General features: G+C 39.2%; 11 protein-coding genes and 1 pseudogene. 5 read left to right on the forward strand and 7 right to left on the reverse strand.

What is annotated here, in order from left to right; translation table 11 throughout:
* Nucleotides 1–4: 4 nt before the first annotated feature.
* Nucleotides 5–880: a LysR family transcriptional regulator gene (locus IEV41_RS15555; protein WP_188389419.1), complete on the reverse strand. Its 876-nt coding sequence runs from the start codon at nt 878–880 to the stop codon at nt 5–7.
* 130 nt (nt 881–1,010) lie between these two features.
* Between IEV41_RS15555 and IEV41_RS15560 the strand changes: the two genes are divergently transcribed.
* Both IEV41_RS15560 and IEV41_RS15565 read left to right on the forward strand, forming a co-directional pair.
* Nucleotides 1,011–1,958, forward strand: a complete 948-nt coding sequence (locus IEV41_RS15560; protein ID WP_188389420.1) for an AEC family transporter — start codon at nt 1,011–1,013, stop codon at nt 1,956–1,958.
* A gap of 98 nt (nt 1,959–2,056) precedes the next feature.
* Entirely contained in the window at nt 2,057–2,398 is a 342-nt protein-coding gene (locus IEV41_RS15565) for a winged helix-turn-helix transcriptional regulator (RefSeq protein WP_188389421.1), read from the forward strand.
* 65 nt (nt 2,399–2,463) lie between these two features.
* On the opposite strand, the gene IEV41_RS15570 is transcribed toward IEV41_RS15565, so the two are convergent.
* Together IEV41_RS15570 and IEV41_RS15575 are read right to left on the reverse strand one after the other, a co-directional pair.
* Nucleotides 2,464–2,991, reverse strand: coding sequence for an NAD(P)H-dependent oxidoreductase (locus IEV41_RS15570; RefSeq protein ID WP_188389422.1), 528 nt, complete (start codon nt 2,989–2,991; stop codon nt 2,464–2,466).
* Between the two features lie 124 nt (nt 2,992–3,115).
* Nucleotides 3,116–3,715 carry a TetR/AcrR family transcriptional regulator gene (locus IEV41_RS15575; protein ID WP_188389506.1) on the reverse strand — a complete coding sequence of 200 codons (600 nt, stop codon included), beginning with the start codon at nt 3,713–3,715 and terminating at the stop codon, nt 3,116–3,118.
* Nucleotides 3,716–3,880: 165 nt separating this feature from the next.
* Here IEV41_RS15575 and IEV41_RS15580 point away from each other — a divergent pair, with 165 nt between their 5' ends.
* The gene (locus IEV41_RS15580; protein WP_188389423.1) at nt 3,881–5,080 is read left to right on the forward strand and encodes a YhgE/Pip domain-containing protein; all 1,200 of its coding nucleotides are present in this window, start codon (nt 3,881–3,883) and stop codon (nt 5,078–5,080) included.
* A gap of 43 nt (nt 5,081–5,123) precedes the next feature.
* Here IEV41_RS15580 and IEV41_RS15585 read toward each other — a convergent pair.
* Nucleotides 5,124–6,580: pseudogene (locus IEV41_RS15585) on the reverse strand (amidase family protein).
* Between the two features lie 123 nt (nt 6,581–6,703).
* Here IEV41_RS15585 and IEV41_RS15590 point away from each other — a divergent pair.
* A complete protein-coding gene (locus tag IEV41_RS15590; RefSeq protein WP_188389424.1) occupies nt 6,704–7,324 on the forward strand; it encodes a hypothetical protein in 621 nt (206 codons plus the stop codon).
* 45 nt (nt 7,325–7,369) lie between these two features.
* Here the strand turns inward: IEV41_RS15590 and IEV41_RS15595 are convergent, their stop codons facing one another.
* Complete coding sequence (locus IEV41_RS15595; RefSeq protein ID WP_188389425.1) at nt 7,370–7,846, reverse strand: DinB family protein; 477 nt, start codon at nt 7,844–7,846, stop codon at nt 7,370–7,372.
* 90 nt (nt 7,847–7,936) lie between these two features.
* Nucleotides 7,937–8,896, reverse strand: a complete 960-nt coding sequence (locus IEV41_RS15600; RefSeq protein WP_188389426.1) for a phosphotransferase enzyme family protein — start codon at nt 8,894–8,896, stop codon at nt 7,937–7,939.
* A gap of 402 nt (nt 8,897–9,298) precedes the next feature.
* On the opposite strand from IEV41_RS15600, the gene IEV41_RS15605 reads away from it, so the two are divergent.
* The gene (locus tag IEV41_RS15605) at nt 9,299–9,910 is read left to right on the forward strand and encodes a GNAT family N-acetyltransferase (RefSeq protein WP_188389427.1); all 612 of its coding nucleotides are present in this window, start codon (nt 9,299–9,301) and stop codon (nt 9,908–9,910) included.
* 122 nt (nt 9,911–10,032) lie between these two features.
* Here the strand turns inward: IEV41_RS15605 and IEV41_RS15610 are convergent, their stop codons facing one another.
* Nucleotides 10,033–11,325 (reverse strand): helix-turn-helix domain-containing protein, encoded by a 1,293-nt coding sequence (locus IEV41_RS15610; RefSeq protein WP_188389428.1) that lies wholly within the window; start codon nt 11,323–11,325, stop codon nt 10,033–10,035.
* Nucleotides 11,326–12,197 lie beyond the last annotated feature (872 nt).

Below are 12,197 nucleotides of genomic sequence, written 5' to 3' on the forward strand. Positions count from 1 at the left end.
CATTTCACTCTTCTTGTAACATTTCCTTCGTCACATCCACAAATTTTCTCAACGCATTCGACATCGACACATCACAGCGCCTGATGAAGACCGTTGTTATGTCTTTGTATGTATGTGGCACAGAATAGACTTGGATATGTTCGTCTTCCATTATCTGCTCAGCGATTCGCTTTGAAATAAGCGCCAGACCTAAGCCAGCTTTGACGCATCCGATAATGCCTTCCATCGTACCAAACTCCATTTTCTTCACCGAAACAATTCCTTCGTCTCGTAGCCATTGTTCTAACTTCGAACGATATGTACACCCTTCACGAAAGACGAGAATCGTACGTTGCTTCCATTCTTTCATCATCTGAAAAGGTGGCTGTGATTTATGTGTAATCAATACTACTTCTTCTTGAAGTAATAGCTCCTGCTCCATGTTTGGATGATGAACAGGAGCTGTAACGAACGCACCGTCTATATCATAATTCAACACCGATTCTACAAGTTCCTCTGTCGAACCTGTTTTTAACGATACATCCACGTTCGGGTATTTGTGATGATAAGCCGATAAAATCGACGGCAAATGTACCGCTGTCGTAATATCAGTAGCGCCGATACATAACGGACCCGAAGGCATTTCTGGATTTTGTAATGCTTCCTTCGCTTCTTTCATCAAGTCTACTAGTTTATCTGCATAGGTAAGAAAGACTTTTCCTTCTGCGGTTAAGATCACTCCCCTGTTACTTCGATAGAAAAGCGGTGTACCTAGTTCTATTTCTAACTTATGAATACGACTCGTCACATTGGATTGGACATAATTTAATTCTGTAGCCGCCTTGCTGACGGTACCATGCTTCGCTACTAATCTAAATATCTCTAAGTCTTTCTCGTTCATTCTCTCATCCCCACTTTTGTCATCATTATTTATGATATCTATTATCTCTTTTAGTCGTTTTACGTGATAGTATTCCTAGCATACAATCAACCTTACAATCGATACAACAATTTGAAAGCAGGGAGATACGATGAAACTTTTACTCGATGCCGTCTTACCAATCTTTGCGATTATGCTTTGTGGCTACTTAGCAGGAACATGTGGACTAATTACCAAATCAGGATCAAAAAGCTTAAACAATTACGTCTTTTATATCACACTACCAGCATTGCTGTTTCTCGCTACTGCAACCGCACCAATCGAACAAGTAACAAACTGGCACTTCGTTAGTATTAATCTAGGAGGTATACTTGCGAGTTTTATCATGGCAGTACTTATTGGAAAATATGTCTTTCACTATGACACACCGACTTCCTCTATTTACGGAATGGGAGCCTCTTACGGGACAACTGGATATATGGGGATACCACTCGTTACCGCTGTTTTCGGAACAGATGCTGCATTACCAGCCGCTCTTGCTACGCTTCTACATAACATCCTTGTTATTACAATTGTGTTAGTAACGTTCGAGGCATCGAAGATTAACAGAAAAGAACCACTTATGAAACAAGCATGGGCAATTTTCCAACCTGTCATGAAGAGCCCCATTACGATTTCTGTTAGTGCAGGAATTGTCGTCGCAATACTAGGAATTGACCTACCAGCATCTGTTCATACATTTACTAACTTACTCGCGAATGCTTCTGGTCCAACCGCTCTCTTTGCGTTAGGGCTAGGCTTAGTCGGACAAAAGAATACGATGAAGAATGAACTCCGTGTATCGGAAGTAACAGCAATAGTCGTCCTAAAAATTATCTTTCAGCCGCTTGTGACATTCCTATTGATGATGTACGTATTTGAAGTTGATGTATTATGGGGAGCTATCGCTGTCATTATGTCTGCATTACCAGTCGGAGCGGTCACGTACATATTTGCGGAAAAGTATGGAAAATTAGAGAACGTCACGTCTACTGCTATTCTGTTATCTATGTTGCTCTCTACCATGACACTCTGTCTCTTACTTCTCTCGTTTAGCTAACAAATTGCCTAAATGAAGCAGCCACATCATTTGCAATTAGATGATGTCCTATTCTATTGTAAAAAAGTAGTGATTTCATCTAAAGGAGCGTGTAACATATGAACAAAACATGTGTGCCAAGTGGCGTTGAACTTAAAGACACCGGCTTTGGATATACATTATCCTTAATAGCCGGTAAATATAAAATCATTATTATTTACTGGTTAGCTGAAAAGAAAGTGATGCGCTTTAATGAGTTAAGGCGTAGTATCCATACAATTTCTTTTAAAACGTTAAGCGTCATGTTAAAAGAACTGGAAGCAGAAGGGCTTATTATACGTAAAGAGTTCCCACAAATTCCTCCAAAAGTGGAGTATTCTTTGTCAGAACGTGGACTTTCCCTCGTACCATTATTAAATATGATGTGTGAATGGGGAGAGCAAAATCGTTTAGATACATAACTATTTGTACATAAGAAAAGAAGTATGTCCTCAAAGGACATACTTCTTTTCTTATGTACTACTTCTTATAAGCTATCGATAAAACCGATGTAACCTTGCGCACTTTTCTCCACGTCAGCTCCACCTAGTTCATTTTCTGTACCATAAAAGGCATAAAACGAACGATAATCCGCCTTGCAATATAAGAAAGTTGTTTCAAATGGTACCAATAACTGTTCCATCGTATATCGGTACCTACCACCTTCATGATAATCCTCTTCTTTAATCCCCGCCGACACACTTAATGCAACCTTTCGATTCTTTAATTTATCGCCATGTGAACCATACGCCCAACCGTACTCGAATACATCGTCTAGCCATTTTTTCAGAAGCGGTGGACAATTAAACCAATAGAATGGGAACTGGAGTACAAGCTTATCATGCGATTCAATTAATTGTTGTTCTTTTTTCACATCGATATTTCCATCAGGATATACGTTATACAATTCGTGAACAGTGTATGTTTCTGGATACTTTTTCAGTTCTTCTACCCATCGTTTATTAATAACCGATGTTTCCATACTAGGGTGCGTTACGATAACAAGTGTTTTCATTCCTTTCTCCTCCTTGAATGCTCTTTATATAGTGATCATAAAGCGCACAAGGAAAAGATGTAAGTACGCACTTTTTGTTCACGTACTTACGGAAAGGTTAGTATTGTATCTGCTAATATACTTCTTATTCCTTCAATCCAGCCGCGAACAATGGACCATGGAAAGCTATTGTGGCAAGAATATGTGCCATTTCTTGTGGGGATTCTTTTCTACCATTTTGTAACCATTGTTGTATGATCCCCAAATGCGCAGAAGCAACATAAGAAACAAAGTATTCTTCCGGTACGCGAAGGATTTCCTTCCTCATCTCAGAGTATTTACCGCCTTCGAATATTGTCTTTTTAACAAATTCTTTTACCTTCACTTGAAACCCTAAGTCTCCATTCGGTCCTAGAACTGCTTCCATAAATGCTGCATGCTGATTAAAATATTCAAAGACTGACGTAGCAAAAGCAAAGGTTGTTTCAGCGGTCACATTCTCATTAGAGAGAAAACTCTTTGCAACCTTTGCCATACCTTGCATAATTTCTTGTTGGCACTTCGTCATTAAATCGTACTTATCTTGGTAATGAAGATAGAACGTTCCTCTGTTAATCATTGCCCTCATTGTAATATCCTTCACTGTCACACCTTCAAAGCCCTTTTCCTTTATCAATTCTGTCAGCGCATCTCGAATAGCTGCCTTCGTACGAACAATGCGTAAATCAGTATATGTATCCGACAGTCTCACCTCTTCTTTCTTTTATTCAACACATGTGCACACTGTGTTGAATAAACGTCATATCGAATCTTTCTGCTTATTGAACCGTTCTATATGTAAATTTATAATTCGAATTACAAATAGACACCATGTTGTTTATTAGTATAACGTAGATGCGGAGGAGAACACATGCATTTATTCAAAAATAAGTTAGCTTGGATGGCGCCACTCATTGTACTTTTTGTCATCATTTTATTTGGATTAACCCTTATCCCGTCGGTTCAGCCACAACCTAAAAACTTGCCACTTGCGTTCGTTAATGAGGATAAGGGAATTGTCATACCACAACAAGGAACTATCAATATGGGAAACAACATTGCAGAAATGATTCAACAGAAAACAACATCCGAAAACGATGAAGAACCTATCGTAAAGTGGACATCTGTAGACAATAAAGAAGCAGTGTTAGAAGCATTAAATAACCAAGAGTATTACGGGGCAATTATCATTCCAGAAGATTTCAGCCAGAAGCAAATGTCACTATTAACACCAAGTCCAGCGATGCCTGAAATCACAATTTTCATTAACCAAGGGATGAATCCAATGGTCGCAAGTATGACAACTCAAATGCTAAATAGCATTGCGAATGGAATCGAAAGCGGTATTCAAGCACAAATAATACAGAAAGCACAAACACAAAATCTTACGTTACAAGCAAATCAACTTCAAACATTCGTGAATCCTATTACGGTACACGTAGAAAATATAAATGAAGTAGGCACAAACAGCATGAATGGGAATGCTCCAGTTATGCTTTTCCAACCTCTATGGATGGCCAGTATTGCGGGTGCGGTTCTTCTTTGCTTAGCAATGAAGAACATTGTATTTACTAGTAAAACACAAAAGCTATACACGCTACTTGCACAAACAGTTCTAGGAGTAATTCTCAGTCTCGTAGCTGGCTTTGGATTATCATGGATGGCACAAGCGATAGGAGTTGATATCCCAGACTTTATGAATACTTCGTTATTCCTAACGGTCACTTATTTTGCTTTTTTCCTATTAATCTCAGCCGTGCTATCATGGACTGGCATCAAGGGAATGCCAATTTTCATTCTCATCTTATTCTTCGGTGCTCCGTTACTTTCAATGGCACCTGAAATGATGTCACCATTTTATCATGACTATGTGTACGCATGGTTACCGATGAAATTTATGATTCAAGGACTAAGAGAGCTCTTCTTCTTCGAGCAAACATTTAGCTTCAGTGGTCCAACAGCTACGTTAGGATGGATCGCTTTAGGAAGCTTTGGAGTGCTGATGTTATCTACCATAAAAAAAGATACTAGCTCTACTAAATCAGTAACAAACATACACTCTAATTTATAAATAAAGAAGTAACAGCCACAGGTAGGCTGTTACTTCTTTTTCTTTATTCTCCAGATAATCTCGGCTTTCTCCGATGCTTCGTCGCCTGCTCAAACGCATATGCAATACGGATTAACATTCCTTCTGTATATGCCGTACTTGCAAACGTGATGCCAAACGGTTTACCACTTTCCATATAACCAGCTGGTACAGCAATCGACGGATAGCCTGCTTTTGCCGAAATGGTAGAACCGATATATGCAGGGAAAAGAATCACATCGAGATCGTATGTCTCCAATGCCGCATCAATTCCTTCCTTCTGTGAGAAATAAATATCTTCTACTCTCGCATTCAAATAGTCTGTATCCCGCAACGTATTCGGAAATGTATTCCGATATTCAAGCTTATCTTGTCCGTACTTGAGTGCTTGGTCAGGATATGCTTCATTAAATGCACGCAGCTCGGTAATGGAATGTATCGGTATCGTTGCGGGTAACTTTGCTAAATAATTATCTAAACTATGTTTCAACTCATACTGCAACACCGCATAGCTCCACTTTCGCTGAACAGACGGAATGTCCATGTTTTCGATAACATGAGCCCCTTCGTCCTTTAACACTTGGATAGCACGGTGGAATAATGATTCGTCATATCCCCTGTGTAAAAATTGGTTAGGCGACGCACCTTGAAATACACCGATTTTCGCACCCTTAAGCCATCTATGTCCAAATAAGCTGTATAATCTACCTTCTCACTACGGTACGTTGCCGGGTCTTGCTCATCTCCGCCTGTTAATACTCCTAACAAAATCGCCGCATCCGTCACTGTTCTCGCCATCGGTCCTGCTGTATCTTGCGAATACGTAAACGGAATAATACCCGATCGACTTACTAAGCCAACTGTTGGTTTAATACCAACGACTGAGTTTTCGATAGCTGGACTAAGAATAGACGCATCTGTTTCTGTTCCAACGGACACTACCGTGAAATTAGCTGCAACTGATACTGCTGAGCCAGAACTAGAACCACCAACGAATAAATTCGGATCACCGTACGGATTTAACGTTTGTCCACCGCGCGCGCTGTACCCTGCCCACATTGTCGACGACATCGCATTTGCTAGTTCTGTCATATTTGTCTTACCTAAAATCACAGCACCTGCTTCTCGTAATTTCGTCACAAGAAACGCGTCCTCTTCGCTACAATAATTCGCAAGCGCAAGCGTCCCTGCACTCGTATGCATCTTATCTCCTGTTTCAATATTGTCTTTTACTAACACAGGAATACCATGTAATGGATCTCTTATGCCTTTCATTTCTCGTTCATGGTCGAGTGCTTCTGCGATGAATAATGCATCTGGGTTTATTTCCAACACAGAATGTAAAGCGGGTCCGCTTTGGTCATAATCGGCAATGCGTGTTAGGTAATACATCACTAACTCTTTTGATGTGATGTCTCCTTTCTCCATCGCCACTTGTATATCGTGAATCGTTAGTTCTTCTCGTAAAAAATGGTGAAACATATCCCATCTCCTCTCTCTACTTTTATTACAGAAAACCCCATTATTAACTATATAACTGTACAAGTTGCCCACGCCATTTCACATCCGAGACATATAGTAGAAGGGACAATATAGAAGGGTGAGATGACAACGATGGATGATAAATTTTGCTGTAATACAGGACAAGAGCCATACGCTTCCGATAAGCTCAAACAAGTAGCAGATCAAGCGTTTCGCATTCCTGTCTTTTTAAGTACCGCAAATACATTAAATTCGCTTCAACGTCAATTTCTTGACCGAATGATTGTAGAACTTGAGCGTGAACTTCTTTTTCCTCGCACAATTCCTCGAACTGATTTGTATCCAGAAACACCGTTCACAAGTATCAGGCGCATGATTTTGTCTAGCTACGGATTAGTAGCGATTAACTTCCAACGCTTCCTTGTCCAAGGAATTCGGACAAATGTAGGACCGTTTCAACCATCTGAGCCATTTTGGGAGGGAAGTCCATTCTCCCAAATTGAACCATCGATGGCCTATCAATACGGACTACCACTCTTGTTAGTAAGAGAAGTTGGCACTGATACGAATCGCGGTATTTGGCAACTAGGAAATGCACCGTTCCTGATCCTTGACTGGGACTCTGCAAATCAATCTGTCGATGACTTCTTCGCGAGCGTATCATGGCGCGAATTCTTTGCGAACTGGGAAGGCCATGTACGCAATGGATATTATCTTCAGACAGAGCCGCAATTTAAGTATTAATACATCGTTCTTTCTATAAGAAGGCACATATCACAATGTGTCTTTTTATCTTTGGTCATAAATACCGATACATTTCTTCAAATCTAGCATCGCTTGAAGATGCATTCCTTCATGGAAAATCGTTCGAATAAGCACTTGTTCGATTGTATGCATCCCCATTTCTGTAGGCGGAAATTCTTCTTCTAACCTCTCCCCGTAGGCTTTCTTTATGCGAGTAGGCTGTTCACGAAGTAAAAGTTTTAACTCTTCCAATGAAGGTGTTTCAGCAGTGAAATCCTTCGGAGAACTTCCGAATCCAAACCACGTTGGAAATTGCTCCGGTATGCCCGTTTTTTCTTTCGTCACTGCCTCAATCCATAAATAGTGATCGACGTAGATGTGCCCCATATTCCAGCGAATATTATTCTTGAAATGATGTGGGATGATTTCTGCTTCCTCACTTGTCACATTTTCGATAGCATGCAACATATAGTTCCGGTAATTTTCTACCTGATTAAATAACACTTCATGCCGCTGTTTCATCCTCTATCTCCCCTATCCTATTTATGTAAAAGAAAAGCTATGATGAACATTCTCTCATCATAGCCTTCCTGCCCTACTATCTATTTATCATCATGATTCACGAAATCCTTCTCTATCTTCTTCCATATATTCTAGGAATCTCAACCGAAGATTCACATACCACTCAGGAGGATGTTCAATCCTTTGTTCCTCAATCGACCACAGTACCCTCGCAAAGCTATACAAGTTCGCGAATCGAAGAAACATCGGAAACAAACGTATCGTTTCCTCATCTAATGCTCGTACAGATTGATATCCTTTTAAAAACAGCTCACGGTGCACAGAGTCTTCCTCCACATCAAGAAGCGCCGTTACAATGTCCATCCCGTACCAACTATACATCGCATCGTCAAAATCAATGACGTGTAACGATTTTTTCTCTTCTTCATAAAAGACGTTATCTTGTTGGAAATCGTAATGGATTAAGCCGTACGTTGCTGGTGAAGTTGGCAATGCTTCCAACAACTTTGTCACTTTCGTCAGTTCTTCACGAGCTTCATATTCCTCTGGATGGCGCTGCAATACCGTCTCAATGAATTGGATGCCATCTCGCCAGCTCTTTCGTGTTGCCCCGATAGGCTCATAGCTTTCTGCTAACGTATGCAACGTAGCGAGCGACTGTCCCCACGCTTCGCTTTGTTCTTCCGTCAACTCTTCTAATTGGTTTCCTTCCGCTTCACTAAATACGACGCCGAAGTACATCCCGTCTTCCGTTCTTACTTCTTCTATTAACCTTCCATTTCTCGATAATATCGGAGAAACAGCAGGATACTCATTTTTTTTCACATATTGCATGAAATCAAGTTCCCCAGCAAGTTGCTCATACGTATTCTCTTCTTCGAAACTAAAACGTAACCAGTATCTCTCTTGATTCCACTCAAACACATACACAAAATTCGAACTCGCACGCCAGAACCCTAGCGTACCTTCATCGTGCTCCCAATGCTCCAACAACTGGCGTGCCACACTATCCAACGCACACCCTTTTACAATCGTGTCTAATCTCATCATTTGGCATTCTCCTCTCAGTAGTCATGAGAGGACCGAACTCAACTAAGAAGCAAGCCCTCTCATTACCCTGTTATTTTGAACTTTTAGTCGTTTCAAAATCGTCACCCCTTTCTTTGAGTTTGGCATTGTGCCATTTTTAAGCCTATCATATTCTTGACGACAAATGTCCGAATAAAATTCGCCTTTTTTCTACAAATGAAATATATTTCCAAATTATAAAAAGACATGATAATGTCATGGATAGAATAGATAAAGGAGGCGTTTATCATGATCAATCATTGTTTAACGAAGGGCATATTTTTACAGGGGTACTCGCTTAACTAGCCCTCTCAACCGCGATGTTCCCTTCTAACGAAAAGGGGTAAAGATGATTATTCGTCCGTATGAAAAAGAAGATATGACATGACGCTACTTGTTCCACTATACAAAGCTGTTACAGCACAAGAAAACGCAAAATTCTGGTGCGTTGGCAACGATTCTACGGAACATGCAAACAATCAATTTTTCATTAGCAAAGGGTATAAACGGCTATCTAGTGTATTTTGCATGGCACGTAACTTGAACGCACCCATTTCAACCATTCCATTACGTGAAGAGTTCTCTTTCTCCTACTGGAATATGAAAACACCTGAAGAAGAACAAGATTACTTGCGTATTGAAGCAGAAATTTGGCCAGACACACCGCTCGGACTACATCGACTACGTAGCTATAAAAAACACCCTCACTGGACATCCATGACGATTCGTCAAGACGACACACTTGTTGCTGGATTGATGGCGTGGCAGGAAGAAGATTACGGTGTCATTGAAGATGTCTTCGTCCGAGAAGAATGGCGGAAAAACGGTCTAGCAAAATACTTGTTGGCACAAGGATTGCATTATTTGAAAGAGCACAACTTAGCTCATGTAATGCTGATGGTCTCACCGACAAATGACTCCGCTCTTTCTCTATACGAGTCAGTCGGTTTCTATAAAGACAATGAAGAAATGCGTTACTATATCGATCTCGATTAATAGAATAAGGTGCGCATATGTGATAAATGCGCACCTTTCGTTTATTTTATTTCTTTTTGAAATGTGAGTATCGTATTTCAAACGACTCCCGAAAAATTGTGGCCATTAGAATTATGCTTTTTTTAAATATCCTCCCAATAACGAACGCCTCGATAGATATGATTATATTCCATCGCTAGTTTATAGAAATGAGAAGCGTCTTTATACTTCTTTCTATTCATTAATAATTCACCTATTTTCATACTATACTTATAGGCATGCCGATAGTCTTCTATCTCACTAAAGTATTGAACAATACTTGTCAACTGCTTCACCTGCAAGTGCATTTCTTCACTATATATCTCACGGTAAAACAACAAATGATGCATATATATGATTGGCTCCGTCCGTCCTTCTAGTAAGTCTAATCCCTTTTTAATCCATTCCCGTACGCTTTTCCCATCGTGAAGTCTTGAATAACTTCTAACAATGGAGAAGATAGATAACAACTTTTCTTCTAATTCTGTCTTGCGCGCTAAACTTCTCTTATAGTACATAATTGCTTTTTGAAAATCTCCTAACGCTACGTAGAGACAGCCGATATTTTGAAATAAGACCCTTTCATACTCTTTCAAATTAAATCTCTCAATAATCGATTCAATTTTCCTATATACCTGCATAGATTCCTCGCATTTCTTGATGCGCTTGTATGCAATTCCTTGAAGTGTATAACATTCAATTACTCGTTCAAATTGAAAGTTTCCTATATAAAAGTGAAGTGCTTTCTGACTATATTCGATTGAACTTGCATTTTGTTCATTTACGACATGTATAAGCGCATACATATAATAAAAATCAGCTAACTCCCATCCATCTCGTAAGCGATACGAAAGCTTATACGCCGCATCGAAGTTTACTTTTGCCTGCTTGTACTTCTTTAAGTGAAATGCATACATACCTTCTATCTTGCATAATAAAAACGATTGATATGCATCTAACGAATCACGATCATCAAGTAATGGCTGTAAGTAAAAATGTACTTTTTGCAAGTGGGAACTAGTTGATAAAAGTAACCGAAGCATAACTAAATTATACATATAGAAAATTTCCTTTTTTGTATATAACAATCGATTGTCAAACAAATAACCTATTTTTTCTTGTATATACTCTTTATTCCGATTCTCGGTCACTTCTCTATATATAGTAAGTAGCTCTGGTAATAACTTCTCCTCGATACTCGGCTGTGACAATTCCGGAATTGCATCCATCTTTATACCAAGCTTCTGAAATAGCTGTGCGACTACTTCATCACTTGGGCTCGTTTCATTATTTTCAATTTTACTTAAATGCGAAGGAGAACAAACCCCCGCTGCTAGATGTGATTGTTTTAGATTTTGCTTCTTTCTCTCTCGTTTAATGACATGCCCTAGTATCATCCTTTACACCAACTTTCATCTGAATATATAGTCCCAATTCTTTCTCTATTATACCTATATACCTATAATTTTCTCAATTTTTAGATATTAGTTTCTTGAAAATTATTCAATCTGACTATATAGGAATATAGACTAAGATACATACACAATGAAAACTTCTTTTGTAAACATCTACACATTCTGCGATTTGAGGCCTTTTTTACATTTAGTAAAAAAGACACAAATCATTCAAATTTTTGTAACTGAATGTTAATTTTTTCACAAACTGCTATGATGAAATATACGCTATGATAAACGTGTAGGAACAAGTTGTTCTAGTTAGAGGTTGTTTTCTAGCATAACATGAATATGTCGTTAACTTTGTATTCCAATAGTCTGTACATACCAAAAATATTTGTACGAGTATGATACGCCCTAGAAATAACTTTCCATTATTCTGCCCTTAATCGAAAGTTACATATAGAAACGATTGTATTTCGTACAAACTCACTGACCTTCTCGTCATGGATATACGAAAGTTAACGACAGATTGAATGTTTATCTGTCAACACAAACCTCATAAGAAAAAAGCTCACACCATCGTTCTTACCATAACTAACGTTGCAACTCTCTCACTCGTCGGTATAGTTATAAGCGAATTCATAACCCCACCCGCAATCAAGTACATATACCGAGGAGAATAACAAAACGCTAGCATATGGAAAGATGACGTGCAATACCCTCTAGCTCACTCATGTAGAAAGAACGATGGACACGCTATGTGAGCATAACGAAACGAATCTAACTAGACAACATTGCATACCCCACCATAAGAAACATATAAAGCCATAGGATATTCCCCTCCTTGGCTGCTCCTTCCTTTATTAAATATA

The organism is Priestia taiwanensis (assembly GCF_014638355.1).
GTDB lineage: Bacteria > Bacillota > Bacilli > Bacillales > Bacillaceae_G > Priestia_D > Priestia_D taiwanensis.